Raw genomic sequence first — 26,464 nt, 5'->3', positions numbered from 1 at the left:
GGATTCAAATGTCAAATGGATCGGGCTCAACCGTGTCGGGACGGGGAGAGTCCAGAATTGAACTTCCAGCAGGCACCCTCGATCGGGCACTGCTCATCGAAGCATGGGGAGGATTACTGAGCCGCACTTTCAACATCGAGGGCGAACTGACGTCCCGCCAGGGAATAGAAAGAGAGGATCTCGGATCTTCGGGGTGGGGCAGAGACAGATCCCACATAATCGTGCCACCCGGGTATTCGAGTCTCCATGTCACAGGGGATCCCATCCGGAAGCCCGGAAAATGGAATCTGCTGATCAGCGAGCCTGCGGCAGCGCCGGAAATCGGGATCGAAGCGGCGGGGGCCGGCGCATCGCGCGTGTTCGCCTACCACGGCGGAAAGGTCCGGGCGTCCGTCGAATTCGAGTCGCGAGGGTGCCTGGCGTTCTACAGCTTCGACGGAACGCAGCGCCGCGAGCTGATCTCCCGCGAAACAAAGTTTCAAGGATCGGTGAATATCCCCGGCCCCGGGCTGATCGCCGTCCAGTCACCGGTGGATCCGCACTGGGGAACCATTCCGCCTTGGCGGATCACTCTCCAGGGCAAGTAAAGCGCCCCACGGACAGCCCTCTGCCATTATCTATTCGTCGTAGTCGAGCCTGTTACGATCCACGCATGAATCTGGGAAATATTGCTGCATATGCCGAGATTTGTGTCGGCCTCGGCGCCACAGTCTGGGCCTTACTTCTTGCCTGGAGCTGCCTCCAGGAGCACCGAAGGAGCGTGACCGCGGAAGTCGAGATACTCGGCAGCCTGAAACTTCCAGAAGGGCCGGCCTACCGATTTTCGCCGACCGAAGGCAGGATCGAGAGTCCGGGATCTGAACTGGACTGGGTAGCCCGCACTCCACAGAAGTTCAGGAGCCGCCAATTCACCGAGGGTGAAATCGTCGCGATCGACTACGACCCCGGATATGGGCCTTCCTTCTACCCTGCGGGAAAATACCCTCGCTTTCGACTGTGGCCGATCTTCCTGGTTGCGGTGGCCATCGGAGCAATGACCGTCGCCTTCGGAACAATCAATCTGTCGTAGCGTCAGAGATTTCTTGGCGATGCCGGAGGCTGCCTTTCCCTCTACGACCACGACGGCAAGCAAATGGGGTCCCATGACTCCCTGGTCCTTGCGGGTACTGAACGACGGGTAAGCCGTATCAGGCGAAGAAGGCGGAGAGTTCGTGCACGCCCGGTCCCTTGGCAATGTCCGGTGTGCTCCGCTCTTCCGGGCCGTCTCCCGGCTCCCCCGGTCTCGGGATCGGTGTCGGGAATTCGAGCGGATCGGCGTCCTCGTCGCGGTTGACCGTGGCGAACATCCAGTTGGCCTCGGCCAGTTGGTCGGCCACGTGGGCCAAGAGGTACTCCGTCACCGACCAGTCGGCCGACTCGCCGTGGAGTTCGCGGGCGACCGCGCTGTCCCTGGGGAGGTGCTGGATCAGTACCGCGAGGCGGCGGGAGGAGAGGCGGCCGCGGTGCCAGTCCAGCAGGTCCGTGCCGTAGTAACGCAGCAGGTCGGCCTCCAGGGCCTCGGCGTGCTCATCGACGAGCTCGCCGAGGCTCAGTCTTCCCCCAGGCCGAGACCCGTCTCCTTGCCGTACGCCTCCAGGATCGCCGCGATGTCCTGCATCGTGACGTCGTGCCGCTCGAAGCGCGTGAACTGCTGCTCGCCGAGCAGCAGTCGCAGCAGACCGTCGACGTCGTTGTCGTCGAGGTCCCGCAGCTTGCGCGCGGTCGTGCGGGTCAGCTCCGTCGGCAGCTCGAACGAGTCCTCGTCCACATCGAAACTCCAGGCCCGGCCGAGCGCTTCGAGGCGCTGGGCACGGGCGGCGTTGACGTTGAATCCCGCCATGTCGGTCTCCTGTTGGGTGGGTTGGAGGGGAAGGGGAGGGGGAGGTAGGGGGGGTAGGGGTAGGGCGAGTTGCGGGTACGGGGGTGGCGCGCCGGCCACCCCCGTACCCGTAGCGGTTACGCGAACGCCGTGTCCTTCATCAGCCACGTCGCCAGCGGCAGCGACGTGTCGTCCTGCGCGTAGGCCGTGAAGGTCACACCGAGCTTCATCGCGCCCGTACGGGTCATCGAGATCTCCTCGGTCTCGGTGACCTGGCCGCGCGGGATGACGAAGCGGTACGAGACGTCGCCGGTGCCGTTGCTGTCGGTGAACTCGAAGCCGAGCTGGCGCTCGTCCGCCTTGGGGTTGGCGGAGAGGTCGTACTTGAACGTGCCCGCCGCGGCCGGGGACGACAGGAGCGCCGTGGCGCCACCGCCCATGAAGAACGGCAGGGTGTTCTTGTTGATCTGGAGCAGCTGGAACTTCACGGTCAGCTCACGGTCGGAGTAGATGTAGCGCAGCGCGCTCACCGACTGCCAGCCGTCCACCTGGTCGATCTTGTCCTTCTTGCTGAGCTTGATGCCGTCGGTGGAGGTGTAGCCCAGCTCGGTCCAGCCGATCCACGCCACGGTGGTGTCGATCGGCGCGGCCGGCGCTCCGGTGGCTCCGACCGGGGCCGCCACCAGGACCTTTCCGGTACCTGCGACGCGGATTTCCTTGCTGCTGTTGGGACCTGTTGCCATGTGAACTCCTCAGGAAGGGTTGAGCGTTGTGGATTTACGCGGGGCGGATGGACAGGCGGAGCGTGGCCAGGTAGCGGTTGCCGGCCGGGCGGTTGTAGTCGGGCAGCCAGCGGGGCCCGTCGGCCTCGTCGACGTCGGTGACCACCGCCGTGCCGTACCGCGTACCGATCAGCTCCAGGACACAGGCGCGGGCGGCGAGGGCCACGGTGTGGGCCGCGGTCTTGTCGGGGCCGTACACCTCAAGGTCCAGCAGTGGTTTGTCGAGATGCAGGTCGTCGACCCACACGCCGCCGACGCGGGAGACCAGGACGGCCTTCTGGGTGCCGTCGAACCCGGCGGGCGGGCGGTTGTCGACCGTGACGCCGACCATTTCGGGCCGGTCCTCAAGGAAGTCGACGACGAGCCGTTCCACATCGGGAAAGTTCAAAACGCTCACATGGACGCTCCTTCGCGGAAGGCGATGGGCCGTGGGGCGGATGCGCCGATCGGTGATGCCGATCACGGGTGTCGATCAGTGGTGAGGCCCGGTCGCGACCCAGGGGAGTGGGATTCCGGGCAACACAAAGCGGCAGGTCCGCCGCCCCTCGGAAGGGGCGCAGCTCTGCCGCTGCTTCAAGTGTGATCGAGGGGGGCTGATCCCGCAACCGACCTTTCCGGAGGTGTGGTTGGCGGTCCCGGGGAACGAAGAGGGCAACGGGAAAGGCCCCGCCGGCGTCCTGGCGGGGCCTCTCTCGGTCGTACGTCGGTCGCGCGTCGGTCGTACGTCGGTCGTACGCTCAGCTCCTGCGGCGCACCGCGCGCTCCGCCGCGAACACATCCTCCAGCCGGTAGAGCAGCCGTCTGCCCTGGCGTCCCGCCGCGGTGAGGTGTCCCAGCTGGACCCACTTGCGGATGGTCGCCGGTGACACCTCGACCTCGGCGGCGGCCAGATTCCCCGAGATCAGCGCGACGCTCGCCGGTCCACCCGCACCCGTCACACCGCCCGCGCTCACGACGCCGCCTCCACCGCCGGTGTGTGGCGGCAGACGGGATTCACGCACATCACCGTCGCCCGCTCGGGGAACGCCCGCAGGGACACCGAGTCGCAGGCGGGGCAGCGCCCGGCGACGCGGACCAGTTGCTCGGGATCGCCCAGCGCCCGGGCGCACCGGCGGGCCATCCGCCGGGTCTCGTCCTCCACGTGCGCGGCCAGGTCCGGGTCTCCGCCGATCCGCTCCAGGAGGCCGGCGATACGCCGGAGTCGTACGGGTACGGGGGCGGCGGCCACGCGGGGCAGGCCGAGCCGTTCCCGTACGGCCTCCTCCAACTCCACGACGCCGTCGGTGACATCGCGGACGGCGTCGGACACGTACAGCCGCAGGGGCGCGACGGAGCCACCCGCCGGGGAGGCGCCGGGACGCTCGCGCAGGACGCGTCCGGCGGTCGGGGCGAGTTCCGTCAGGAGTTCGGGGAAGTGCCGCAGGAGCGCGGCGATCCACAGCGCGCTGGCAGCGCTGCCAGCGCTACCGGTGCTACCAGCGCTACCGGTGCTACCGGTGCTACCGGTGCTGCCGGTGCTGCCGGTACTGCCGGTGTTCGTCACGCCGCCCGCCTTACCTCGCGGCCGTTGCGCCACAGACGCCCGCCGCTGACCCCGTCGAACCAGGTCCGCATGGGGTCCACGACGGCAACGCACTCCTCGCGAATCGGGCAGTGATTGCAGGCACGCAATACCGGTTCGGCCTCGGAAGGGACTTTGGTGAACACAAAACGCTGGGGAAGATCGGCGCAGGCGGCGTCCCTGCGCCAGTCAAGATCTTCGTCCGTACGGCAGAAGCCCAAGGTCACGGCGGGTGTGGACACTGTGATCGGTGAAGGCACGTGCAACCCCTCCCCATGTATGGGAATATTTGTTCGACAATTGCGGACGCGTGATCAGCGTTGCATGGTGCGAGCGCGTGCGCAAGCGACTACGTTCTGTCAGGAGGTGTCCGCGCTGCGCCCCAAGTCACCCCTCAGGCCCGCCCGTTGCCAGCGCGTTGTACGGCATCTCCACAACAACGCGCGAGCGCGCACACCAATAGGTGCGCGCGCGATCGGTACTCTGTCCCCCGCGACGAGGGGAGATCGAGACAATGGGTTCAGGCTCGCGGGCGGACGCCCGCAACAGCACGGGTTTCCGCGGTGACGGCGTCAGGAACCGCGCGGACGGACTGGACGTGTTCGCCGGCTGGGTGGAGTCCCTGATGCGCCGCCAGGGGTACGACATCGACAGTCCGCGCGGCGGCGGCAAGTCGAAGCTCGCCGACGACGCGGGGGTGCACCGGGCGGCGGTCAGCCGGCTGCTCCAGCGGCAGAGCATGCCCGACCTGGAGACCATGCGAAGACTGGCGGCGGTGCTCGGCATCCCGCTGAGAGAAATGCTCATCCGGTCGGGGCGGTTGTCGGAGGAGGACCTGCCGATCGCGGCGCGGCCGCAGACGGACGCGGCGGGGCCCGAGTCGGCGGAGGACTCCCCGCGACTGAGTCCGGAAGAGGCGGCACGGAGAATGGGGGTGCCCCCTGAGCTGCGGGAAGTGTTCGTGAAGGTCGCGAAGCAATTCCTGCCGGCAAGTAGTTAGGGGATCAGCTGCCCCGTGGGGGGGGCGTGAAGGAGTGCGCGCATGGGCAACGACGGGGACGGTGGCGTTCCGGTCCCACAGGACCGGCTGGCCATGCTGTTGGGTGATTTATTGATCGAGCTGGGCCAGAAGGTCCAGCAGGCCGGTGTCGACGGTGTGCGCATCCTCACGGACGAAGAGGTCATCCGGGATCAAGTGCGGTGGTATCGCACCGGCTGGGCGGAGCACGCCCGGGCGGCCGGCCAGACGCAGCCCGCGGCGGCGGGTCACCCCGACATGGAGGACTTTCCCGTGCCCTCCGGCAGACTGCTCCGTTTCCCGGACCAGTCGACCGACACGGAGCCGGCGACCCCGGCGACGGACACACCCGGTCCGTCCCGTGCGTCGGAGAGACCGGAGGCAGCGGAGACACCGGAGGCGCGTGACGGGCTCGCGCGCCCGCACTCCCCTCTCCCCGGAGACCCGGAATCCCCGCCCGGGCCGGATTCCCCACCGGCGTCACAGGCGCAGCGGCTGCCTCTCGTGGGCGCGGGCGACGCGAACGTACGCAACCTGATGCCGCACCGGCCGCGGCAGAGGCGGGCGGCGCGGGAGCGGGGAGACGAGGGCTGAGCCGAGGCCTGGAGACGAGAGGCGAGCCGACGGGTGAGCCGAGGGGTGCGGCCTCCGGGCCGTCCCGTCGGCAGGGCGCCGGTGCACCATTCCACCTAAGATGCACATATGGGCGAATCTCTGACGCGGGCGGGGTACACCACACGGCCGCTGCGCCCCGCGGACACCGACGCGGTGATGGAGCTGCTCATGCAGACCAGCGCCTGGGACATCCGTTACCGCCTGCGGGAGCAGCTCCGCGCCGCCGCCGCGCACGACGCCCATCTCGCCTTTGTCGCCGAGCGCGACGGCTCCCTGCTGGGCGCGGCGAAGCTCGCCCGGGAACCGGCCTTCCCCGGTACGGCCTCGGCGCTGATCGCCGTGGTACCGCAGGCCCGCAGGACCGGCATCGGGACGGCGCTCGCCGGGCTGCTCGAAGAGGGCGCCGGGCGTCTGCGCGGGACGGGGACGATCACCTGCACGCTGCGTGACGACCTCCCCGAGGGGCGGGTGTTCGCGGAGGGGTGCGGCTTCCGGGTGACGAACCACAGTGTGGGGCGGTTGTACGAGCTGCCCGCCCACGGCGAGAAGCTCGCGGAGGCGGCGGCGCGGTCGGCGACCGTGGCGCGCGTCAGCGTCCGGGCGGCCACCATGGAGGACGAGGCGCGGACGATCATGGAGTGCGCCGGCCGGTGCCTGGAGGGCGCCAAGCTCCCGTTCCAGGAGGGCCAGGACTTCAACCTCGACCACGCGCGAAGACTCATCCCCGAGAAGGCCGTGATCATGCTGGCGGAGTCACTGGACGGGTCGGAGCCCGTGACCTGCGGGCTGACCATCCTCACCCCCCAGGCGGCCTCCGACACGTGGTACACGATCTTCACCGGGGTGGACGCGCGCTACCGGGGGCGGGGCATCGCGGCCGCGGTCAAGTCCGCGGCGCTGCTGCACGCGTACCGGGCGGGGGCCGGTGCCGTCATCACCCACAACGACGAGACGAACGAGCCCATCCTCCGCCTGAACGACTCGCTCGGCATGAAGCCGGCGCTCGGCGTCTGGGGTCTGGTCCGCCCGCTGGACCTCTGAGCCCCGTCCCCTGCGGATGTCGGGGTACGGGGCTCGCCCGGCCGGGCGAGTCAGCCGGGCGCGTCAGCCCAGTCAGCTCAGTCAGCCCAGCGTCGGCAACCCGTAGGCGTCGGCGATCAGTTCGTAGCTGCGCAGCCGCGTCTCAGGACTGTGGGCGTGCGCCGTGATCATCAACTCGTCGGCGCCCGTGCGCTTCTGGAGATCGTCCAGGCCCGCCCGTACGACGTCCGGCGTCCCGTGCACGATGTTGACGAGCCAGCCGTCCACGAACTCCCGCTCCAGCGGGCTGAATTGGTACGCCGCCGCCTCTTCCGGCGTCGGGATCAGACCCGGGCGGCCGGTGCGCAGCTGGAGCATCGACAGAGCGCCCGTGAGGACCTGGCGGCGCGCCTCCCGCTCCTCGTCGGTGGCCAGGGCCGCCACCCCGATCACGGAGTACGGGGCGTCCAGCACCTCCGACGGGCGGAACGACTCGCGGTAGAGGTCCAGCGCGGGAATCGTGTTCTGCGCCGAGAAGTGGTGGGCGAAGGCGAAGGGCAGGCCCAGCACACCGGCGAGGCGGGCGCTGAAACCGGACGAGCCGAGGAGCCAGATCGGCGGCCGTCCCTCGGGCCCCTGGACCGGGCCGGGGATCGCGTGGATCCGGCCGTAGCGGTGTCCGGAGGGGAAGTCGTCGTCCAGGAAGCGGGTCAGCTCGGCGAGCTGCTCGGGGAAGTCGTCCGCGCCTTCGTTGAGGCGTTCCGTACGGCGCAGGGCGGCGGCGGTCGCTCCGTCGGTGCCGGGCGCGCGGCCCAGGCCCAGGTCGACGCGGCCGGGGGCGAGCGCCTCCAGCGTGCCGAACTGCTCCGCGATGACCAGCGGGGCGTGGTTGGGCAGCATCACCCCGCCGGAACCGAGCCGGACGCGCTCGGTGTGAGCGGCGAGGTGGGCCAGGATCACGGCCGGGGACGACGAGGCGACGCCCGGCATCGAGTGGTGCTCGGCGACCCAGTGCCGGTGGAAGCCGCGGCGCTCGGCCAGCTTCGCCAGCGCGACGCTGGTGCGCAGGGAGTTCGCGGCCGTCGAGCCCTTGCCGACCGTGACCAGGTCCAGGACGGACAGGGGCACGGGCGCCGTACCCCGGACCACACCACGAATCCTGTCCGTGGCCCGGTCCGCGTCCGTATCCCTGTCCGTACCTGTGTCTGTTGTGTCTCGGCTCGCGTCAACCACCGGTGAACACCCTCCTGCGCATGAAGAACCTGGCAACACGCGACAACAGGAGGGGCTCTCCGCTTATTCCCGGCAGGTAGTCCCGACCGGAGGCGCCGGGAGCGTCAGGACAGAGCCGTCACTCCGGCCCCGCGAACAGGGTGCCGAGACCCCGCCCCCGCGCCCGTCGCTCCGTCAGCCGAAGCCCTTCCCAGACCGTCACCTGGTTCGCCGTGAGCACCGGCTTGCCCAGCGCCTCCTCCAGCTCCGGCAGGTACGCCACCGTGTGCAGGGCCGTGTCCGGAAGGAGCACCGCCTCCGCGTCGGGGTGATCACCCGCACGGGCCAGCTCCATCACCCGTTCGCGCGTGTCGGCCTCGCTCGCTTCCGGGTCCGCCGCCTCGCCGGGCGCACCGGCCGAAGAACCGCCCGCCCCGGGCGAAGCAGCGGCCCCGGCCGCCGGTCGGCTCCCCCGCTCCGGTACGACCTCGGTCCCCGCCGCCTCCAGGAACGCGACGAAGCGGTCGGTGACGTCCCGGGGATAGCGCGCGGCGACGGCGACCCGGCCGACCCCCAGGGCGCGTACCGCGTGGGCGAAGGCGAACGACGTGCTCGACGCCGGCAGCCCCGCCGCGACGGCCAGCGCGCGTGTGTGCTCGTGCGCCCCGTCCCACCCGTACATGAAACTGCCACTGGCGGACGCCCAGACGACGCACTCCGCGCCCGCGAGCCTGAGTTCCGCCACTCCCTCGGCCAGCCGCTCGGGCTCGCCCATGTCCGCGTGGACCAGGGGCAGCCTGACGTCGGTGCCCAGCAGCATCTCGATGCGCGGAAAGTCGTCCTCGGCGGCATGTCCGGGACAGAGAAGTCCAACGGTCGTCATGTCCAGCCTTCCTGTGTCGTCACGGGATCGATGACGAATACCCCCTCCTCCGGTGCGTACTCCCCACCCCCCAGTGCGCTGTTGACGACCTTCGTACGAGGTGCGAGCGTGGTCGATCCGCACACCTCCCGGACGCCGCTCCCGGACGCCGGCAGAAGGGCTCCGTCGGCAGAAGGGCTCCCCCTCATGGCCGCACCGACCCTGCTCGTCCTGGACGCGGCGGGCCAGGACCCCGCCCCGCGCCTCGGCAGGCTGACCGGGCGGGCGAGGGTCCTGCACACCGACGAGGCCGGGCTCCCCGCCCGGCTGCCCGCCGCCGACGTGCTGCTGGTCTGGGACTTCACCTCCGACGCGGTACGGGAAGCGTGGCCGGGTACGGGCCCGCGGCCCCGCTGGGTGCACACCGCGAGCGCCGGGGTGGACCGGCTGCTCTGCCCCGAACTGGTCGCCTCCGACACCGTCGTCACCAACGCGCGCGGCATCTTCGAGGAGCCCATCGCCGAGTACGTGGCGGGCCTGGTCCTCGCCATGGCCAAGGACCTGCCCGGGACGCTGGAGCTGCAACGCAGACGGCAGTGGCGCCACCGCGAGGGACTGCGCGTCGCGGGCAGCAGGGCCACCGTGATCGGCTCGGGCCCCATCGGCCGGGCCGTCGCGACCACCCTGCGCGCGCTGGGCGTGACGGTCGCCGTCACCGGCAGCCGCGCGCGGCCCGGCGTCCACGGACCCGAGCAGGTGCAACGGCTGCTCACCCGCGCCGACTGGGTGATCTGCGCCGCCCCGCTGACGGAGTCGACCCGGGGCATGTTCGATGCCCAGCGCTTCGGGCTGATGCAGCCGTCCGCGCGTTTCATCAACGTCGGGCGCGGGGAGCTGGTCGTCGAGAGCGACCTCGTCGCCGCCGTGTCCAAGCGCTGGATCGCGGGCGCGGCGCTGGACGTCTTCGACCGGGAGCCGCTGGATCCGGCGAGCCCCCTGTGGGACGTACCGGGTCTGATCGTGTCCCCGCACATGAGCGGCGACACCGTCGGCAGGCTCGACCGGCTGGGTGAGCAATTCGTCGATCTGTACGAACTTTGGGCCGCCGGAAAGCCCCTCCGTAACGTGGTCGACAAGAAACGTGGGTACGTCCCCCCGCATGACTGACCCCGCGTCGCCCACGTTCCTGACCGACCTGACGGCACACCAGCTCCTGGCCGGGTACGCGAAGGGGGACTTCTCGCCCGTCGACGTCACCCAGGCCGTCCTGGAGCGGATCGAGACCGTACAACCGCTGGTCAACGCGTTCGTACGGCTGAACGCGGACGAGGCGCTCGCGCAGGCGGAGGCGTCCGCCGGCCGGTGGCGCGAGAAGCGGCCCCAGGGGCTGCTCGACGGTGTGCCGGTGTCGGTGAAGGACACGTTCCGGCAGCGCGGCCTGCCCACGCTGCGCGGTTCGCGGACCGTACGGGCCGAGGGCGAGGGCCCGGCGGGCGGCTGGGACCAGGACGCGCCGGCGGTCGCGCGGCTGCGGGAGCACGGCGCGGTGCTGGTCGGGAAGACGACGACCCCGGAGTTCGGCTGGAAGGGCGTCACGGACTCCGCGCTGTCCGGGGTGACGCGCAACCCGTACGACCTGGCCCGTACGTCCGGCGGGTCGAGCGGCGGCAGCGCGGCGGCGGTCGCCCTCGGCGCGGCCCCGCTCTCCATCGGTACGGACGGCGGGGGTTCGGTCCGTATCCCGGCGGCCTTCTGCGGGATCTTCGGGTTCAAGCCGACGTACGGGCGGGTGCCGCAGTACCCCGCGAGCCCCTTCGGCACGCTCGCGCACGCCGGGCCGCTGGCCAGGGACGCGGCGGACGCGGCGCTGCTGCTGGACGTGATCAGCGGTCCCGATCCGCGCGACTGGTCCCAGCTCGCCCCGACCGCCGGGGTGTCCGGCTCGCTGACGGACGGGCGGGCCGGGCAGGACGGGCGGCACGGGCGGCTCGGGCAGGACGGCGACGGGACCAGGGGTGTACGAGGGCTGCGGATCGCGTACTCCCCGTCGCTGGGCGGCCAGGTGGCGGTGGACCCCGAGGTGGCGGCTGCCGTACGGCGCGCGGTGGGCCGGCTGGCCGGTCTCGGCGCGTACGTGGAGGAGGCGGACCCGGACCTCACCGATCCGCTGGCGGCCTTCCACACGCTGTGGAGCAGCGGGGCCGCCCGGCTGCTCCAGCCCCTCAACCGGGAGCAGGTGGCGCTGGTCGACCCGGGGCTGCGGGAGATGGCGGCGGCGGGTGCCCGCCACAGCGCGCTGGACTACGTGGCGGCGACGGAGGTCAGGGTCCTGCTGGGCCGCCGGCTGGGCCTCTTCCACACGGCGTACGACCTGCTGGTCACGCCGACCCTGCCGATCACCGCGTTCGAGGCGGGCCGCGAGACGCCCGCCGGGTCGGGGCAGCGGCGCTGGACGGCGTGGACGCCGTTCACGTACCCCTTCAACCTCACCCAGCAGCCCGCGGCGACCGTGCCGTGCGGGGTTGACGGGAAAGGGCTGCCGATCGGCATCCAGCTGGTCGGGGCGCGGCACGCGGACGGGGTGGTGCTGCGTGCGGCGCACGCGCTGTACGTGTCGGGCGCCGCGCGGATTCCGGCTCCCGCCGAGACTTACTGACACCTACTGACACCTGCTGACACCTACTGGCCACGCCCTCCGACGCCCACTGACGCCCACTGACCGACTGCGAGCGTACGGTGAAGCCTTGCGGAAGGGTCCGCTTGCGGGTCGCGTGCGGGAGGCGCACTCCGCTCCCCGGCCTGTCCGGAGCCCGGCGGAAGGTACGCCCGGGGCTCTGACCTCCCACTCCGCTTACGCGGTATGACCCTGTCATATGCCATGGTGACAGCGCCCGGCGCACGGCTCGGGGCCGCTCCGTTCTTCTCCTCAACAGCCGCCCCGCACGGGGGTCTTGGCGGTTATCGTGGGTCCGTAATCCTGCGGTCACTACCTGCTGTCAACCCGCTGACAACCTGCTAGGGGGAGCCGTGGCGCTGAAGCCGGAGCCGACCGCGCCGTTCCACTCGGTGCACTACGTCCTGCGTGTCCTGGAGACGGTGTCCAAGTACGGCGGCGGGGTGACGGACGTCCAGATCGCGCGCGAGACGGGCCTGCCCACCGGGCATCTGGCGCCGATGCTCTCCATGCTGCGGCGTGAGGGGTACGTGGAGCAGGTCGCGGACGGCGCCTACGCGATCGGCGACTCGCTCGTCCTGCTCGGTTCCGGGGCCGCCCGGAAAGAGGCGCTGGAGGCCAAGCTCCAGGACGACCTGACCAAGCTGCGCGACTCCGTGGGCGCGGCGGTCTACATGAGCCGGTACATCGACGGCGAGATCAAGGTGACCTGGATCGCGGACGGGCCCGGCACGCCGGCGGTGAACGAGTGGGTGGACTTCCGGTCCGCCGCGCACGCCAGCGCGATAGGGAAGTGCCTGCTCACGCAGTTGGACCAGAACGGGCGCCGGGACCATCTGGCGCGCCACAAGGTGGCCCGCTTCACGTCCCGCACGATCACCAGTGAACGGCTGCTGCTCTCGCGGCTGGAGGGCCAGCCGCCGACGGTACCGGTGCTGGACCTCCAGGAGTACGCCGTGGGGACGGTGTGCGCGGCCGTGCCGCTGACGGCCGGCTCGGCGGTGGGCTGCCTCGCGCTGTCGCTGCCGGTCGAGGACGCGCACCGGCTGAGGTCGGCGGCGGCGAGGCTGAACCGCGGGGCGGCTCCGATGGCGCTGTCGCTGACGCTCTGAATCCGCGACCGGGCTGACGCCCCGAACTCCGCGTCTCGGCTGACGCCCTGAATTCGCGACTCAAACCGATCTGGCGACCCTTCGCCAACCTCGGCTGCGGCCATTCACACCACGTCGCCGAGTAACTACGCTTGGTGACTGTGCTGCTGGGAGGTGCCCGTGGCGCAGACACGAAGGGCGATCGCTTGTCCAGTTTCCGTATGGCTGTCCGCGTACGCGTGCCGCTCGCCGCGGCCGCCGCGCTCGCCGTCTCCCTCTCCCTGTTCGGCTCGGCCTCCGGGGCGCAGGCCACCGGAGGCCGAGCCACCGACGGCCGGGAGCGGGCCGGGGCGGCGGCGCGGGCCGAAGCCCCGCCGCGTTACGTGGCGCTGGGTGACTCGTACAGCGCCGACGTCTGGGTCCGCCCCTGGGACGACAGCGACGGCTGCGGCCGGTCCGCGCGCAACTACCCGAGCCAGGTCGCCGCCGAGCTGGGTCTCGACCTCACGGACGTCACGTGCGGCGCGGCGGAGGTGCAGGACGGAATCCTGGGCCCGCAGCCCTCCCAGAAGATCCTCGGTCCCCCGACCGTGCCTCCCGAGGGCGGCTGGGCGGAGAAGCCGCCGCAGCTCGACGCGCTCAGCCCCGACACGGACTTCGTGACCGTCGGCATCGGCGGGAACTCCCTCGGGTTCGGTGCGATCGTCACCGAGTGCCTGGAGCGCGGCCTCGGCACGCTCGGCTTCGGAACGCCGTGCACGAAGTACTTCACGCAGGGCGAGGGCCGGGACTGGCTGGCGGACAAGTTCGCCCAGCTCGACCTGGAGTACGACGCCATGATGACGGCCATCAGGGAGCGCGCGCCGAGGGCCGAGGTCCTGGTGGTCGGCTATCCGGCGATCGTCCCGCACAACAACGGCTGCACCTGGGGCGTCTGGCGCCAGCTCGGCACCGTCGCCAAGGGGGACATGCCCTGGCTGGACGGTGTGGAGCGGGAGCTGAACGGCCTGCTGGACCGGCAGGCCGCCGAGCACGGTGCCACGTACGTCGACATCTACCGGTCCAGCACCGGGCACGGCCTCTGCGAGCCCGTCGGGCAGCGCTGGATGTACGGGGTCAAGGACGACCTGACCGGGGACGGCGACCAGACGGACGCCCCGTCCGGGTTCTGCGAGCAGATCCCCGGCAACGGTGAGGCGTGCACGTTCGTCCACCCGAACGCCGCCGGTGCGGACAACCAGGCCCGCCAGGTGAAGGCCGCCTTCGACGGCCTCCTCAGGACCGCCCCGCCCAGGGGCTGACAGGACCCGGGCCACGGCCTCCCCCCTTCCTCCCCGGGGCGGGGAAGGCCGTGGTCCGGAGCACCCCCGGGCACCGGGTATTATTTTCGAGTCAGCAGGCGCCGTTAGCTCAGTTGGTTAGAGCAGCTGACTCTTAATCAGCGGGTCCGGGGTTCGAGTCCCTGACGGCGCACAGACAGGGAAGGCCCCTCGCGAGAGCGAGGGGCCTTCTTCGTACATCCGGGGTACGGGGCGAGCGGCCGGTCAGCCGACCAGGGCGACGGACCGGTTGCCGTCCACCGCGGGCGTCACGCCGAAGATGTCGACCGCGTGGTAGTACGTCCACGCCGTGGCGTCGCAGGACGCCTTCTTGGCGCCGGAGTACCCCGAGCAGACGCGCTTGAGGTCGGTGTAGAACGCGGAGTCGAGCCGCGCCTTGTTGGAGCTGAACGTGCCGGCCGCCTTGTAGTTGCGGTAACCGAAGTCGTGGCGGGCACAGGCCGTCTGGAACGGGAACCCGAAGGGGTTGTCCGGCGAACTGGAGCAGTAGTCGGTGGACCAGTCGAAGCCGTACGCCGACCAGGCTCCCTGATTGCCACGGGCGGAGACCCACGCGTTGTAGCTGCCGACGGTTCCCTGGGTCCAGCCGCTCAGCACCTGCGGCTTGTCCGCGGGCGCCGCGACGGCCTGACCGGTCGACAGCAGGGCGGCGGGAAGGGCGAGCAGGGTTGCCGCGAGCGAAAGTGCCAGACGTCTGCGCATGGGAAAACCTCCGGGCGAAAACGGGCGTGACGCCATGCGGTGGCACGGCGCTTCCTCACACTGAACGGGGCGGATCTCGTACGGGTCTACGCGCGATGACCGCTGCGGAAATCCTCCCTGACATTCGAGTGCCGGGAAACCCCCCTGCACCGCCCGCACCACCGAAGGCCCCTTCAAACAGCCCTAGTTGATGGCTTCGGTGCGGATATCCGTGCGGATGTCGCACGGGATCTCGACCCGCAGGACCGTGGGCCCGCCGACCGGGCTCGACAGGGACAGCCGGCCGTCCAGGACGGAGACCCGGTCGGCCAGACCGGTCAGTCCGCTCCCGCCCTCCGCGCGCGCCCCGCCCCGCCCGTCGTCCTCCACCGCCAGCACCAGCCGCCCGTCGCCGTACCGCCCGGTCACCGCGGCCCGGGCCGCCCCGCTGTGCCGCGCGACGTTGGCGAGCGCCTCGCACACCACGAAGTACGCGGTGGCCTCCACGGCGTCGGAGTACCGGCCGGCCACCCCGTCCAGCGCCACCTCCACCGGCACCACCGAGCGGTCGGCCGCGTCCGCGACGGCGGCGGCGAGCCCGTAGTCGGTGAGCACGGCCGGGTGGATGCCCCGGATCAGCTCGCGCAGCTCCGCGAGCACCTCGCCCGCCTCCTCGTGCGCCGTACGGAGCCGGCCGGCGAGCGGGCCCGGCGGGGCGTCGAGCCGGGCGAGCCCGAGGGTCATCGTCAGCGCCACCAGGCGTTGTTGCGCCCCGTCGTGCAGGTCGCGCTCGATCCGCCGCCGCTCGGCCTCGAACGCGTCCACGAGCCGGATCCGCGACCGGGTCAGTTCGGTGACACGCTGCCCGAGCACGGTGTCGCGGGGGGCGATCAGGAGCCGGGTCAACTCCGCGCGGGCGCCGGCCACCGCGCCGAGCACGTACCAGCACCCGGCCAGGAACACCACGCCGAGCACGGCGAACGCCCAGGCGGCGGGCCAGGACGTGACCGTCCAGAGCTTCACGACCTTCACCTCTCCGCCGTCCCACACGGTCGCCATCAGCACGGGCGTGGCGATCATGTCGAGGGGCAGCAGCAGCCCGAAGCCGACGGCGATCAGGTCCAGCGGCCAGAGCACCAGGGCGAACAGCAGCGCGTGGCCCAGTTCCCGCCAGGTCGCCTGTTCCCGGAACCGGGTCAGCGCCCAGGGCCACAGCCCCGGTTCGGCCGGCCGGCGGTGCGGGTCGGGCAGGGGCCGGGCGTCCACCAGCCGTGTCCTGCGCCGCTCCAGCCCGGCCACCGGGATCCCGCCGAGCGCGAGCAGGGCGAGCAGCGGAAGCCCGACCAGCACGAGGGAGAGCAGCCCGCCCGCCACGGCGAGGGCGCCCGTCACCACCAGCACGGCGATCCCGGCCGGGACCCCGCTCAGCAGGTACGCGGCCGAGCGCCAGGGCCAGGGAGTCAGCAGATAGCCGGGCCGGGCCAGCGCCTGCCACACGGTTTCGGGGGACGTGGCGCGGGAGGGCCCGGCGAGGGCGGCAGGCACGGCGCGTGAGGGCATGGCACGACGGTAGAGGCGGCGGCCGGGGCCGGACCATCGGGCGGGACGGAGTCCCTGGGGTATGGCCTGCCCTACCCCAGGACTCGGTCCCGCACTGCTGCGCCGGGCTTCCGTCCCGGATGGAGTGGGAGCCATGACCCACCCCAGCAGAAATGACACCGGCGACGCCGTGCGGCTGGCCTCCGTGAGCCGTACGTACGGGACCGGGGCGGACGCCGTCACCGCCCTCGACCGGGTCTCGCTCGCCTTCCCCCCGGCCACCTTCACCGCCGTGATGGGCCCTTCGGGCTCCGGCAAGTCCACGCTGCTCCAGTGCGCGGCCGGCCTCGACCGCCCCACGTCCGGCTCGGTGACCCTCGGCGGTACGGAACTCACCGCGCTCTCCGAGGCCCGGCTGACCCGGCTGCGCCGGCGCCGGGTCGGATTTGTCTTCCAGGCCTTCAACCTGCTGCCCGCCCTGACCGCCGAGCAGAACGTGGCACTGCCCCTGCGGCTCGCGGGACACCGCGCCTCGCGGGCCCGGGTACGGGAGGCGCTGGCGGAGGTCGGCCTCGGCGACCGGGTCCGCCACCGGCCCTCGGAGATGTCCGGCGGGCAGCAGCAACGGGTCGCGCTGGCCCGCGCGTTGATCACCCGCCCCGAGGTGCTGTTCGCCGACGAGCCGACGGGCGCCCTCGACTCGCGGACCGGCCGCGAGGTGCTCTCCCTGCTGCGCGCCATGGTCGACCGGGAGGCCCGGACGATCGTCATGGTCACCCACGACCCGGTCGCCGCCTCGTACGCCGACCGTGTGGTGTTCCTGGTCGACGGGCGGGTCGACGGCGAACTGCCCGCGCCGACCGCCGAGGACGTCGCGCGCCGGATGACCATGCTGGAGACCGTCCGGCCGGAGGTAGCGTCGTGCTGAGTGTCGCCCTGCGGACCCTCCGCGCCCGCTGGACCACCTTCGTCGGCAGCTTTGTCGCCCTGGCGCTGGGCGTCGGGCTCATCGCCACGATGGGGCTGGCCCTGGCAGCGAGCCTGGACGCCCCCGACCGCCGTCCCGAACGGTTCGCGGTGGCCCCGGTGGTGGTGAAGGCGTCCGACACCCTGCGCGTACCGACTCCGAGCGGGGCCAGGACCAAGGAGCTGGACTTTCCCCCGCCCCTGTCCGCCGCGCTCGTGACGAAGGTGGCCGCCGTCGGCCGTACGGTCGAGGACCGCTCCTTCGCGGTACGGGCGTCGGGAGCGGCGGCCCCCGCCGTTCTGGTGGGTCATCCGTGGTCCACCGCCGCGTTCGCGCCGTACCGCCTCGGCACGGGCCGGGCGCCCTCCGCCGCCGACGAGGTGGCGGCCACGGGGAGTTGGGCCGCCCCGGGCCTGCGGATACGGACCGACCGGGGCACGGTCACGGTGGTCGGCACCGTACGGGACCTCGGCTTCGAGGACGCGCTGTTCTTCACCGACACCCGCTCCGCCGAACTCTCCCCGCCGGTGCGTCAGTTGGCCGTGGTGGCGGAGGCCGGAGCCGTACGGGCAGCGGTGGCGGACACCCCGGGGGTACGGGTGCTGACGGGCCGCGGCCGTGCGGAGGCGGACGCCGATCCGGACCGGGACGGCGAGGCCCTGGTCGTGGTGAACACGATGCTGGGCACGGCGGCGGGGGTCACCGGCTTTGTCTCCGTCTTTGTCGTCGCCTCGACCTTCGCGTTCGGAGTCGCCCAGCGGCGGCGGGAGTTCGGGCTCCTGCGCACGGCCGGCGCCACTCCGGGACAGATCCGGAGCACGGTGTTCGCCGAGGCGGCGGTGGTCGGCGTACTGGCCTCGGCGACGGGATGTGTGCTCGGCGCCGCCGCCGCGCCGAAGCTGGCAGCCTGGCTGGTGGACAGCGGTGTCGCGCCCGCCTGGTTCGCGATCGGCACGTCCAGCTGGCCGTACCACCTGGCCTTCTGGACCGGGCTGTCGGTGGCCCTCGCCGGGGTGGTCGCCGCGTCCTGGCGGGCGGGCTCTGTCGGCCCGGCGGAGGCACTGCGCGACGCGGCGGTCGACAGCGGGATCATGACGTGGGGCCGCAGGGTCTTCGGCGCGGGGCTGCTGCTGACCGGGCTGGGGCTGCTCGCCTTCACCCTGGCGACCGAACCGGGCAGCCTGCTCGGCCGCAAGGCGTACACCAGCCGCCCGATGCTCCTGATCACGGCGTTCGCCCTGCTCGCGCCCGTCCTGGTCCGCCCGCTGATCCGGCTGCTGACCTGGCCGCAGGCCCGACTCCGGGGCGCCACCGGCCTGTTGGTGCGGGCGAACGCGTGCGCCGGGATCCGCCGTACGTCGGCCGTCGCCGCGCCCGTCCTCGTCACCGTGGCGCTGGCCGGTTCGCTCCTCGGCGCCGTGGCCACCGTCGCCGGCGCGAAGACCGGGGAGATCCAGCGGCGTACCACGGCGGACTTCGTGGTGTCCGGCGCCGCCGACACGGGCTTCGACGCGGCGACCGTCGCCCGGATGCGCCGGATCCCCGGTACCGAGATCTCGCCGACCTCGGCGGGGGCCGTCTACGTCCTGGAGGACGGGGTCGCGCTGATCAGGTCCGACGCCCGCGCGGCGGAGCCGTCGGCGCTCGCCGCGACGGCCCGGCTCCCCCTGGTGGCAGGGCGGGTGGCCGATCTGGACGACCGCTCGATCATCGTCAACGACGAGTGGCGGCAGCACACGGTCGGCCGGTCCGTGGACGTCCGGCTCGGCGACGGTACGCGCAGAACGCTCCGTATCGCGGCGGTGATGCGGGCCGGGACCGGCGGCAACGGGGTGTACGTGACCCCCCGCAACGCGGCGGGCGCGCCGGTGGACCGCGTCGACGTCACGCTCGGGGAGGGCGCGGACGCGCGTACGGTAGGCGCCGCCCTTCGGACGGCTGTCGCGGACGGCGGCCGGGTCTTCACCAAGGCGGCCTATGTGGCGGCCAGTTCCCCGGAGACCGACGGCAGAACCCGCGTCGGCCTTCTGCTCGTCCTCGGCATCGCCCTGCTCTACAGCGGGATCGCCCTGGCGAACACGATGGTGATGGCGACCGCCGACCGGGTCCGCGACCTGGCCGTCCTGCGGCTCGCGGGGGCGACGAAGGCGCAGGTGCTGTGGCTCGTCGCGGCGGAGGCGGTGACGGTCGTGGCGGTGGGCGCGGTGGGCGGCGTCCTGGTCGCCGGGCTCAACCTGCTGGGAATGTGGGGCGCGCTGGGCGTGCTGCGCGTGCCCTCCGTACCGGTGATGCCCTGGTCCGCACTCGTCACGGTCGCGGCCGCCTGCGCGGCGACGGCGGTGGTCGCGGCGGTCGTACCGGCGTGGCTGTCGCTGCGGCGGCGGCCGGTTCAACTGGCCGAGGTACACGAATGACACCGCGCACGCGCCCGCCCGGGTGAAGGGCGGCGTCCCGGGGAGCGGGGCCGACGGCGGCGGACCGACGGTGCCCCGCTCCCCGGGCGCCTGACTACGACGTACCGGCCCCGATCGCCGCTGCCACCACGGCCGCCGGGGTCGCTACCTCATCCTGAGGACTGAGGACTGCGGACTGCGGACTGACGATCGACGAACCGTCAGAACTGGACGTCCGAGCAGGAGTAGAACGCGTTCGCCGTGTCGGCGATCGTCCACACGCCCAGGATCATGTGCCGGCCGGTCCGGGAGGGAAGCTTGCCCGAGTGCGACAGCGTGAACGGCGGCCGCGCGTTGTTGTACGGCACCGTCAGGAACGGCTGGGTCTCCAGAGCGGCGCGGGTGAGCGGCGCGTTGGAGTTCCAGCCCTGCTTGGTGATGTAGTACTTGAAGTCCGTCGTGGCGTGGCTCGCGGTGAACTGCCAACGGAAGTTGTAGTTCGCGCCGCTCGTCACCTTCGTGGTCGGCCAGGCACCGTTGCGCTGGTCGTTGAGCTGGTTGAACTGGCCGAGGCCGGCGGAGCACAGCTGCCCGTCGGGGGGGCCGGCCGCCGGGAAGCCCTTGGGGCCCTCGGCGCTCTGCGGCTCCCACTGGATGTTGCCGCAGTTGGACACCGTGCCGTTGGCACAGAGCTTCTGACGGCTGAGCGGTTGGTCGGTGTAGCCATGGCTGCTGGCGCTGCCGGTGCCGACGAAGGACACGCCGGCGATCGCGAGGCCGACCACGGCCGCGCCTATTTTCTTTCGCATGCTTCGCTCCAGAGAACGTGGGGAGTTCGGTGAGCCGTACTGCACGCGTGCAGGTGAGAACAGTCTGCGGTCTAGACCAAGCACTAGAGTATTAACGGAACTTGACCGTGTCCATAACAAGTGCGGTCCAGACCAATCAGAATCTCTCCGCGGCGCCCTGCCGGCCGGTGTAGAAGGCCACCGTGAGGTCTTTGACCAGGGCTTTACGCTCGTAGTCGTCCAGTTCGACCAGTCCGCGCGATGTCAGCCGGTGCACGGTGTCGTCCACCGCGTCGACCACCGACGTGAGCACGCTGTCCCGGTGCCGGGCGTCGATCGCGGCGATCCGGCTGCGCTGCATGGCCTCGGCGATCTCGGGGGCGTACTCGATCCGCGTCGGCTGCGCCGAGAAGACCTCGACGCCGACAGGCCGGCACTCCGCCGACAGCATCCGGGTCAGCGCGTCACCGACGGCCTCCGCGTCGCGCAGGGTCGGGGCGTCGTCGTGGAACGCGTCGGCGGGCAGCTGCGACAGGACACGCGCCATCGCCGCCTCGACCTGCTCGCGCAGGTACTCCTCGTGGTCCCGTACGCCGAGCGCGGCGCGCACGGTGTCCTTGACCCGCCACACGACGAGGACGACCACCCGCAGCGCCGTACCGTTCGCGTCGACCGCCGGCACCGGCTCGCTGCGCCAGTGCCTGAGCCGTACGTCCACCTTGTGGCGCAGCAGCAGCGGGCTGACCCAGAGGAGTCCCGTACGGCGCACGCTCCCCCGGTAGTCGCCGAACAGCGTCAGCACCCAGGCCTGCCCGACCCGCCCGCGCCCGAGCCCGCCGAAGGCGAAGAGGGCGACGGTCACCCCGAGCGCCAGCAGCGCCCACTCCCCCAGGGTGATGCCGTGGTACGCGGGGGAGGGCAGCCGGAGCACGGTGTTGACGGCGTCGGGGACGGCCCCGGCCCACCAGACCACCACGGCGCAGGCGACGACGGCCGCGAGCCCGGCGAACGCGGCGACCCAGCCCGGCAGTACGGGCCCCGGCCGCTCGACGAGCTTGGGATCGACGGGCGGAGCGGCCCGTACCGGCACGACGGGCCCGGCCGCGGAGGCGGGCACCCGCCGCATGCGCCGCGCGCCGGCGGCGGGGAGGGAGGGGCCGGTCTCGTCGCGGAAGAGGAGATGGACGGGGATCTCGTGGGTGGACTCCCCCACGATGAGCGGACTGCTCCAGCGGGCGGTCTCGCCGGAGGCGTCGGCGGTGACACCGGCTGCGGTACCGGCTCCTTCGCCCTCACCGGCGCGCGGGCCCGCACCGTCGCCGGAGACGCGGGCGTGGGGCGTGGAGGGGGTCGACGCGGACGATACGGCGGGCGTGGAGGCCGCCGGAACGGACGGCGACCCCGTCCGGGGCGCGATCGGCGGTACGGCGGCAGGCCCGACCGACCGGGGCTCTGACGGCGGTACGGAAGAGGTCAACGCCGCCGACGGCGGTTCGGGCGCCGACGGCACCGGCGGCACGGACCGGGGCTCGGGCTCCTCCGCCGAGGAGGCGAGCGGGGCGATTCCGGCGGGCGCGTTCAGCTCGCGCCCGGGGATCGGGCGCAGCGCCGGGGTGAGCGGGTGGGCGGGAGCGAGGTGCTCCACGGGACCGGGCAGATCGCGTCCGAGAACCTGACGCACCGACGGACGGGAGGCCGGATCCACGACCGGGCCCGGCTCGGAGTCCCGTTCGGCGTCCCGCCCGGGACCGCCGGTGGCGAGGACAGCGGGAAGGACGGCGGTGTTGTCGGACGTGTTGTCGGACGTGTTGTCGGAGGCGTTGTCCGCGGTGTTGTAGGCCGTGTTGCAGGCCGTGTCGCCCACACCCGCCTCGCGCTCCCGGACGCCGGAACCGCCGCTGTCGGCGGCCCCCGTGTCGTCCGGCCCCTCCCTCCGCCCGCCCCGAGCCGGGCCGCCGGGCCCCACCGCGTCCGCCCTCTCCGTGTCGGCGGAGATCCCATGGACCGGCTCCGGCTCCGCCGTCACGGCGGAAGAAGGCAGCACCGGCTCGACGCGGCCGTCCGCGTGCACCGTCACCGGCCGGCAGTGTGTGCCGTCGAACGCGGGCATCCGCGCCGGCGCGACGGGGCCGGAGGCGTGCCCCTCCGGACGAGGCCCCGGACCCGTACCCCGACCCGGTCCCGGACCACCTTCGTCGTGCTGTCCCGCCCTCGTCGTCATCCTTGCCTCCGTCATCCGAAGAGTCGCCGCCACGTCTCGGGTCCCGGGTAGCCGTCCGCCGCGCTGCCGCGCCAGCCCTGGGCGCGCTGGAACGCCTCGACGTTGCGGCGGTCCGCCTCGCCCCAGCTCGGGCCCGGACCCGAGGTGTAGTGCCTGCCGAAGCCCTTCCTCACCAGCCGTTCGCCGAGCCGCTCGACGTACGGACCCGACCGGCCGGGCCGGAAGGACCCGAGGCCCGGATACGCCGGCACCCCCGCCGTCGTACCACCGGAAGCGGCCCGACCGGCGGAGGCGCCACCACCGGAGGCCGCGCCACCCCCGGCCGCCCGACCCGTGTTCTTCCCGCCCGCGTCCGCGATGCCCTTGCCCAGGCCGTTCACCAGGAGCCGCCACGTCTGCGGCCCGGGCAGCCCGTCCGCCTCCGCGCCGCGCCAGCCCTGGGCGAGCTGGAACGCGCGCGTGGCCCGCCGGTCCGCCTCCTCCCAGCGCGGCCCCGGACCCAGGCTGTAGAAGCGTTCGGCGCCGCGCTCCACGAGCATCCGGCCGAGCTGGGTGACGTACGTGTTGTGCGCGCCGGGGCCGAACGCCCGCGCGCCCGGGTACCGCACCGTTGTCGACGTGCTGCCGCCGGCACCCTCGGTGCCCTCCGTCAGCCCCCGGTAGCGATACGGCACGTACCGCGCGGAGTTGTTCCAGTACGCCATCGGCGTGGACTGCGTCCGCGTGTGCGGCTGGGTCTGCTCGTACGCGATGTAGTACGCGTGCGTGTAGTCCGTCCAGCCGCCGAAGAGCGTGACGTGCGACCCCTTGTTGGGGTCGGACGGGTTGTGGAAGAGCAGCATGTCCCCCGGCTGGAGGTCCTCCCGCGCGATCTTCACGCCGTACTGCGCGAGGCTGCCGGTCCATTCGTTGCCCGCGAGGTTCCACGCCATCGAGACATAGCCGGAGCAGTCCTGGCGGTATCCGTCGGACCAGTACTTGCTCATGCTGTACGGCACCTGTGCGCTCACCCACCGCTTGGCGCGGTTGATGATGTCCGCCCGGGTCGTGGCGCGCAGCGGCTCGACCGTCCCCGCCACGGGACCGGGCGACGGCCGCCCGTACAACGGGCCGCTGCCGCCCTGCGGGGTCTCCGGGTCGGGTTCGCCACCGGGCACGGCGGTGAGCACGGCCCCCGGCACCGCTCCGGCACCGGCGACGGCGCCGACCGAGGCCCCGGCACCGGCACCGGACAGGTCGGCCGAGGACGCGATCCCGTCGAAGCCCGTCCCGTCAGGCCCGATGTCGGCCCGCGCATCCAGTCCCGTCGCGCCGAAGGCGACCCCCGCCGCTGTGACCAGCACCAACGCCCGCCGGGCGCCGTGTGCGCCCGGGTGGCCGCCGGCCCGTACCGGCAGCCCTCTCGCCAGATCCCGGCGCCGCCCGGCGCATCCGGGGCAGGGGCAGTCAGGAGCGGGCTCGTATTCCTCGAAGGCCGGGACGGTCATGCGAATCCCCTCCACACTCATCAAGATCTGTCGACGCGACTGCACGGGCGCCAGTGTCTCAACTGTCTGGACAAGTCGCATTTTGACGGATCAAAGGTAAAAAACGACTATCCGACAGGCCGCAAGGGCCCTCACCTGGTCCGGCCCACCGCCGGCGATCGGGTAGAGTTCTCCAGGTCAGCGCGCGCCGTTAGCTCAGTTGGTTAGAGCAGCTGACTCTTAATCAGCGGGTCCGGGGTTCGAGTCCCTGACGGCGCACCGACGGTCGAAGCCCTCTCACGTCACGTGAGGGGGCTTCGCCTGTTCCCGTACGAAGCCACGCTTCCCGTACACCTCGGAAACGTGGCGTATGTCCGCCATTGTTAGGGTTCGCACGCCGAGGGCGTGTGCCGGGAGCGTGCGCGTGCGTGCGCCCTCCGCGTACGTACGCCCTTCACCCGCGCACGCCGGTTTCACGCCCCGTTGCGTGCCAGCCCCACCGCGTACTCCGCCCACCACTCGCCCGCCCGCGGGCCGCCCCTGCACTCGCCGTCCGACTCCCCCGGCCGCTTGATCCACAGATACGCCTTGACCAGCGGATCACCGGTCCTGACGGTCGGCGCCTCGCCGAGCGCGCGGCCCGGCGGGTTGCACCAGTTCTCGCCGGGATCCCCCGAGGTGTACGAGCCGTTGCCGTTGCGGCTGGTGTCGATCACGAACGGTTTGCCGCCGACCCGCGCGGAGAGCCGCTTGCCGAAGTCCACGCTCTCGGCGGTCGGGAAGAAGTTCGACACGTTCACCGCGAAGCCGTCCGCCTGCGCGAGGCCGGCGCGCCGCAGCGGCTCGAAGAGCGCGTCGGGCGTGCGCCAGCCCGGATTGCCCGCGTCGAGGTAGACGGAGGTGCCGGGCTGCCGGCCGAGCCGCTCGACCGCCGCGCCGAGCAGGCCGTACCGCTCCTCGCGGAACGCTTCCGGAGTGCAGCCGTCCGCCAGGTGCAGGACGGCGTCCGGCTCCAGGATCACCGTGGCCCGGCGCGCGCCGATCCCTTCCGCGACCTCGTCGATCCACGTCCGGTACGCGTCACCGTCGGCGGCGCCGCCCTTCGAGTACTGGCCGCAGTCGCGGTGCGGGATGTTGTAGAGCACCAGCAGCGCGTCCCGGTGGGCCTCGGTGGCCGCCGTCGTCACCGCCTCCGCCCGCGCCCTCGGGTCGTCGGGGCCGATCCACGACGCGGCGGGCTGTTCGGCGATCTTCCTGAGGAGCCGCGCGCTCTTCAGATCGCCCCGGTCCGCGTACACGACGGCCTCGCGGGCGGCCGTGCTGTCGGGATCCACCCAGTACGGCACCTCCGCCTCGGGGCGCTGGCCGACGGGCGCGGAGGAGGCGGCACGCTCGCCCCGGCCGGGACCGTCGGGCCCGTCGGGACCATCGCCGCCGGAGCCGCCCGAGCCACCGGACGAGCAGCCCGCGAGCAGGAGCAGCGCACCCGCCGCGAGGGCCGTGGCCCGTACCGCACTGCCGTCCATCCGCTCCCCCAAGTCAAGGACCACGGCCCCCACATTACGGTTTCCGGGCCCCCTCGCCCGGGCGAGTCCGGCATGAAGTCTCCGGGCCCCGCCTCTCGGGGGCCCGGGGAAACGCTCAGCTGTCGCGGGCCTCGTCCACGCCCGTCAGGTACGCCGACACCACCACGTTCGCCGTGTACGCGCCGGCCTTCTTGTCGAACGTCCCGCCGCACGTGATCAGCCGCAGCTCGGCACGCGACTTCTCGCGCGGTCCGTAGACCTTCTTCGCGTCGAACCGCTCCCGGCTGAAAACCTGCACGTCGTCGATGGTGAACTCGGCGACGGAACCGTCGCTCCTGGCCACCCGGACCTTCGCGCCGGGCCGCGCCGAGCTGAGCCCGTAGAAGACGGCCGGCTTCGTCTCGGTGTCGACGTGCCCGACGAACAGGGCGGTGCCCGCCGCGCCCGGCTGCGCACCGCGGCCGTACCAGCCGACCGTCTGTGGTGTCCCGTACGGCGGTGGGTCGACCGCCCCCGCGCTGTCCAGCCCACGGGGCGCGACGGGCGCCGCGATCCCCAGCGAGGGGACCTCGACGCGCCGCGGCTCCGACGGCTCCAGCGGTTCGCGGGCGGCGGGCAGCGGTACGCCGTCCAGCGGGCGGCCGACCGCGGCCACGTCACCGGTCGTGGGCTGCGACTGGCCGCCGGTGCCGCCGGTGGCGTCGCGGCCCCAGAGCCACAGACCCAGCAGCAGGACGGCCCAGGCCACTCCGGTCAGCAGCCTGCCGGAACCCTTGGTGCCTGTGGCGCCTTTGGTGCCTGCGGTGCCCGTGGTGCCTGCGGTGCCCGTGGTGCGCTCGCCGGTGGACAT

Annotated in this window: 27 protein-coding genes and 2 tRNA genes; 13 read left to right on the top strand and 16 right to left on the bottom strand. The window is 72.2% G+C overall.

Annotation, left to right across the window (positions count from 1 at the left end; all coding sequences use genetic code 11):
- The first annotated feature begins 8 nt into the window (after positions 1-8).
- Together OG349_RS23625 and OG349_RS23620 are read left to right on the top strand one after the other, a co-directional pair.
- The gene (locus OG349_RS23625) at positions 9-587 is read left to right on the top strand and encodes a hypothetical protein (RefSeq protein WP_327236500.1); all 579 of its coding nucleotides are present in this window, start codon (positions 9-11) and stop codon (positions 585-587) included.
- Between the two features lie 65 nt (positions 588-652).
- Entirely contained in the window at positions 653-1,069 is a 417-nt protein-coding gene (locus tag OG349_RS23620) for a hypothetical protein (RefSeq protein ID WP_327236499.1), read from the top strand.
- A gap of 118 nt (positions 1,070-1,187) precedes the next feature.
- On the opposite strand, the gene OG349_RS34880 is transcribed toward OG349_RS23620, so the two are convergent.
- The 7 genes from OG349_RS34880 to OG349_RS23585 form a co-directional block, all read right to left on the bottom strand.
- Positions 1,188-1,385 (bottom strand): hypothetical protein, encoded by a 198-nt coding sequence (locus OG349_RS34880; RefSeq protein ID WP_442806299.1) that lies wholly within the window; start codon positions 1,383-1,385, stop codon positions 1,188-1,190.
- Between the two features lie 203 nt (positions 1,386-1,588).
- On the bottom strand, positions 1,589-1,879 hold the full coding sequence (locus OG349_RS23610) for a hypothetical protein (RefSeq protein ID WP_327236498.1): 291 nt from the start codon (positions 1,877-1,879) through the stop codon (positions 1,589-1,591).
- Between the two features lie 116 nt (positions 1,880-1,995).
- Positions 1,996-2,601 (bottom strand): phage tail tube protein, encoded by a 606-nt coding sequence (locus tag OG349_RS23605; RefSeq protein ID WP_327236497.1) that lies wholly within the window; start codon positions 2,599-2,601, stop codon positions 1,996-1,998.
- Positions 2,602-2,635: 34 nt separating this feature from the next.
- On the bottom strand, positions 2,636-2,971 hold the full coding sequence (locus OG349_RS23600) for a hypothetical protein (protein WP_327238690.1): 336 nt from the start codon (positions 2,969-2,971) through the stop codon (positions 2,636-2,638).
- A 406-nt stretch (positions 2,972-3,377) separates the two neighbouring features.
- Positions 3,378-3,593: a helix-turn-helix domain-containing protein gene (locus OG349_RS23595; protein WP_327236496.1), complete on the bottom strand. Its 216-nt coding sequence runs from the start codon at positions 3,591-3,593 to the stop codon at positions 3,378-3,380.
- Complete coding sequence (locus OG349_RS23590; RefSeq protein ID WP_327236495.1) at positions 3,590-4,183, bottom strand: hypothetical protein; 594 nt, start codon at positions 4,181-4,183, stop codon at positions 3,590-3,592. Before OG349_RS23590 ends, OG349_RS23595 begins: the two co-directional genes overlap by 4 nt.
- Positions 4,180-4,461: a WhiB family transcriptional regulator gene (locus tag OG349_RS23585; RefSeq protein WP_327236494.1), complete on the bottom strand. Its 282-nt coding sequence runs from the start codon at positions 4,459-4,461 to the stop codon at positions 4,180-4,182. The genes OG349_RS23590 and OG349_RS23585 overlap by 4 nt, the downstream gene beginning before the upstream one ends.
- Positions 4,462-4,826: 365 nt before the next feature.
- On the opposite strand from OG349_RS23585, the gene OG349_RS23580 reads away from it, so the two are divergent.
- From OG349_RS23580 to OG349_RS23570, 3 genes are all read left to right on the top strand, one after another.
- A complete protein-coding gene (locus OG349_RS23580) occupies positions 4,827-5,201 on the top strand; it encodes a helix-turn-helix domain-containing protein (RefSeq protein WP_237530686.1) in 375 nt (124 codons plus the stop codon).
- Between the two features lie 42 nt (positions 5,202-5,243).
- Complete coding sequence (locus OG349_RS23575; RefSeq protein WP_327236493.1) at positions 5,244-5,813, top strand: hypothetical protein; 570 nt, start codon at positions 5,244-5,246, stop codon at positions 5,811-5,813.
- 108 nt (positions 5,814-5,921) lie between these two features.
- Positions 5,922-6,875 carry a GNAT family N-acetyltransferase gene (locus OG349_RS23570; protein ID WP_327236492.1) on the top strand — a complete coding sequence of 318 codons (954 nt, stop codon included), beginning with the start codon at positions 5,922-5,924 and terminating at the stop codon, positions 6,873-6,875.
- Positions 6,876-6,956: 81 nt separating this feature from the next.
- Here the strand turns inward: OG349_RS23570 and OG349_RS23565 are convergent, their stop codons facing one another.
- Both OG349_RS23565 and OG349_RS23560 read right to left on the bottom strand, forming a co-directional pair.
- Positions 6,957-8,012, bottom strand: a complete 1,056-nt coding sequence (locus OG349_RS23565) for an LLM class flavin-dependent oxidoreductase (RefSeq protein ID WP_327238689.1) — start codon at positions 8,010-8,012, stop codon at positions 6,957-6,959.
- Between the two features lie 193 nt (positions 8,013-8,205).
- Complete coding sequence (locus tag OG349_RS23560; protein WP_327236491.1) at positions 8,206-8,949, bottom strand: maleate cis-trans isomerase family protein; 744 nt, start codon at positions 8,947-8,949, stop codon at positions 8,206-8,208.
- Between the two features lie 186 nt (positions 8,950-9,135).
- Between OG349_RS23560 and OG349_RS23555 the strand changes: the two genes are divergently transcribed.
- The 5 genes from OG349_RS23555 to OG349_RS23535 all read left to right on the top strand — a co-directional run bounded on the left by OG349_RS23555 (position 9,136) and on the right by OG349_RS23535 (position 14,166).
- Complete coding sequence (locus tag OG349_RS23555; RefSeq protein WP_327236490.1) at positions 9,136-10,095, top strand: D-2-hydroxyacid dehydrogenase; 960 nt, start codon at positions 9,136-9,138, stop codon at positions 10,093-10,095.
- Entirely contained in the window at positions 10,088-11,584 is a 1,497-nt protein-coding gene (locus OG349_RS23550; RefSeq protein ID WP_327236489.1) for an amidase, read from the top strand. The genes OG349_RS23555 and OG349_RS23550 overlap by 8 nt, the downstream gene beginning before the upstream one ends.
- A gap of 371 nt (positions 11,585-11,955) precedes the next feature.
- The gene (locus tag OG349_RS23545) at positions 11,956-12,714 is read left to right on the top strand and encodes an IclR family transcriptional regulator (RefSeq protein WP_327236488.1); all 759 of its coding nucleotides are present in this window, start codon (positions 11,956-11,958) and stop codon (positions 12,712-12,714) included.
- Positions 12,715-12,914: 200 nt separating this feature from the next.
- Entirely contained in the window at positions 12,915-13,994 is a 1,080-nt protein-coding gene (locus OG349_RS23540) for an SGNH/GDSL hydrolase family protein (protein WP_327236487.1), read from the top strand.
- A gap of 98 nt (positions 13,995-14,092) precedes the next feature.
- Positions 14,093-14,166, top strand: a tRNA-Lys gene (locus OG349_RS23535).
- A gap of 71 nt (positions 14,167-14,237) precedes the next feature.
- On the opposite strand, the gene OG349_RS23530 is transcribed toward OG349_RS23535, so the two are convergent.
- Positions 14,238-14,735 carry a phospholipase gene (locus tag OG349_RS23530; protein WP_327236486.1) on the bottom strand — a complete coding sequence of 166 codons (498 nt, stop codon included), beginning with the start codon at positions 14,733-14,735 and terminating at the stop codon, positions 14,238-14,240.
- A 183-nt stretch (positions 14,736-14,918) separates the two neighbouring features.
- The gene (locus OG349_RS23525) at positions 14,919-16,199 is read right to left on the bottom strand and encodes a sensor histidine kinase (RefSeq protein ID WP_327238688.1); all 1,281 of its coding nucleotides are present in this window, start codon (positions 16,197-16,199) and stop codon (positions 14,919-14,921) included.
- Positions 16,200-16,407: 208 nt separating this feature from the next.
- On the opposite strand from OG349_RS23525, the gene OG349_RS23520 reads away from it, so the two are divergent.
- The gene (locus OG349_RS23520; RefSeq protein ID WP_327236485.1) at positions 16,408-17,181 is read left to right on the top strand and encodes an ABC transporter ATP-binding protein; all 774 of its coding nucleotides are present in this window, start codon (positions 16,408-16,410) and stop codon (positions 17,179-17,181) included.
- A complete protein-coding gene (locus tag OG349_RS23515; RefSeq protein ID WP_327236484.1) occupies positions 17,175-19,634 on the top strand; it encodes an ABC transporter permease in 2,460 nt (819 codons plus the stop codon). Before OG349_RS23520 ends, OG349_RS23515 begins: the two co-directional genes overlap by 7 nt.
- Before the next feature lie 200 nt (positions 19,635-19,834).
- Here OG349_RS23515 and OG349_RS23510 read toward each other — a convergent pair whose 3' ends face one another.
- The 3 genes from OG349_RS23510 to OG349_RS23500 form a co-directional block, all read right to left on the bottom strand.
- Positions 19,835-20,422, bottom strand: coding sequence for a lytic polysaccharide monooxygenase auxiliary activity family 9 protein (locus OG349_RS23510; protein ID WP_327236483.1), 588 nt, complete (start codon positions 20,420-20,422; stop codon positions 19,835-19,837).
- 136 nt (positions 20,423-20,558) lie between these two features.
- Positions 20,559-22,478, bottom strand: coding sequence for an SPFH domain-containing protein (locus OG349_RS23505; RefSeq protein WP_327236482.1), 1,920 nt, complete (start codon positions 22,476-22,478; stop codon positions 20,559-20,561).
- A gap of 155 nt (positions 22,479-22,633) precedes the next feature.
- Positions 22,634-24,109, bottom strand: a complete 1,476-nt coding sequence (locus OG349_RS23500; protein WP_327236481.1) for a peptidoglycan-binding protein — start codon at positions 24,107-24,109, stop codon at positions 22,634-22,636.
- 184 nt (positions 24,110-24,293) lie between these two features.
- On the opposite strand from OG349_RS23500, the gene OG349_RS23495 reads away from it, so the two are divergent.
- Positions 24,294-24,367: transfer RNA gene (locus OG349_RS23495), tRNA-Lys, on the top strand.
- Positions 24,368-24,561: 194 nt separating this feature from the next.
- Here the strand turns inward: OG349_RS23495 and OG349_RS23490 are convergent.
- Together OG349_RS23490 and OG349_RS23485 are read right to left on the bottom strand one after the other, a co-directional pair.
- Positions 24,562-25,614, bottom strand: coding sequence for a glycoside hydrolase family 6 protein (locus OG349_RS23490; protein ID WP_327238687.1), 1,053 nt, complete (start codon positions 25,612-25,614; stop codon positions 24,562-24,564).
- Positions 25,615-25,729: 115 nt separating this feature from the next.
- Positions 25,730-26,464: a class F sortase gene (locus tag OG349_RS23485; protein ID WP_327236480.1), complete on the bottom strand. Its 735-nt coding sequence runs from the start codon at positions 26,462-26,464 to the stop codon at positions 25,730-25,732.

It is taken from the genome of Streptomyces sp. NBC_01317 (assembly GCF_035961655.1).
In the GTDB taxonomy this organism is placed as follows: domain Bacteria; phylum Actinomycetota; class Actinomycetes; order Streptomycetales; family Streptomycetaceae; genus Streptomyces.
This window is presented reverse-complemented; position numbering and strand designations above follow the sequence as displayed.

Coding starts and splice junctions, on each gene's coding strand:
- OG349_RS23625 (WP_327236500.1), top strand. CDS start 9: ATGTCAAATGGATCGGGCTCAACCGTGTCGGGACGGGGAGAGTCCAGA.
- OG349_RS23620 (WP_327236499.1), top strand. CDS start 653: ATGAATCTGGGAAATATTGCTGCATATGCCGAGATTTGTGTCGGCCTC.
- OG349_RS23610 (WP_327236498.1), bottom strand. CDS start 1,879: ATGGCGGGATTCAACGTCAACGCCGCCCGTGCCCAGCGCCTCGAAGCG.
- OG349_RS23605 (WP_327236497.1), bottom strand. CDS start 2,601: ATGGCAACAGGTCCCAACAGCAGCAAGGAAATCCGCGTCGCAGGTACC.
- OG349_RS23600 (WP_327238690.1), bottom strand. CDS start 2,971: ATGGTCGGCGTCACGGTCGACAACCGCCCGCCCGCCGGGTTCGACGGC.
- OG349_RS23580 (WP_237530686.1), top strand. CDS start 4,827: ATGCGCCGCCAGGGGTACGACATCGACAGTCCGCGCGGCGGCGGCAAG.
- OG349_RS23575 (WP_327236493.1), top strand. CDS start 5,244: ATGGGCAACGACGGGGACGGTGGCGTTCCGGTCCCACAGGACCGGCTG.
- OG349_RS23570 (WP_327236492.1), top strand. CDS start 5,922: ATGGGCGAATCTCTGACGCGGGCGGGGTACACCACACGGCCGCTGCGC.
- OG349_RS23560 (WP_327236491.1), bottom strand. CDS start 8,949: ATGACGACCGTTGGACTTCTCTGTCCCGGACATGCCGCCGAGGACGAC.
- OG349_RS23555 (WP_327236490.1), top strand. CDS start 9,136: ATGGCCGCACCGACCCTGCTCGTCCTGGACGCGGCGGGCCAGGACCCC.
- OG349_RS23550 (WP_327236489.1), top strand. CDS start 10,088: ATGACTGACCCCGCGTCGCCCACGTTCCTGACCGACCTGACGGCACAC.
- OG349_RS23540 (WP_327236487.1), top strand. CDS start 12,915: ATGGCTGTCCGCGTACGCGTGCCGCTCGCCGCGGCCGCCGCGCTCGCC.
- OG349_RS23530 (WP_327236486.1), bottom strand. CDS start 14,735: ATGCGCAGACGTCTGGCACTTTCGCTCGCGGCAACCCTGCTCGCCCTT.
- OG349_RS23520 (WP_327236485.1), top strand. CDS start 16,408: ATGACCCACCCCAGCAGAAATGACACCGGCGACGCCGTGCGGCTGGCC.
- OG349_RS23510 (WP_327236483.1), bottom strand. CDS start 20,422: ATGCGAAAGAAAATAGGCGCGGCCGTGGTCGGCCTCGCGATCGCCGGC.
- OG349_RS23500 (WP_327236481.1), bottom strand. CDS start 24,109: ATGACCGTCCCGGCCTTCGAGGAATACGAGCCCGCTCCTGACTGCCCC.
- OG349_RS23490 (WP_327238687.1), bottom strand. CDS start 25,614: ATGGACGGCAGTGCGGTACGGGCCACGGCCCTCGCGGCGGGTGCGCTG.
- OG349_RS23485 (WP_327236480.1), bottom strand. CDS start 26,464: ATGTCCACCGGCGAGCGCACCACGGGCACCGCAGGCACCACGGGCACC.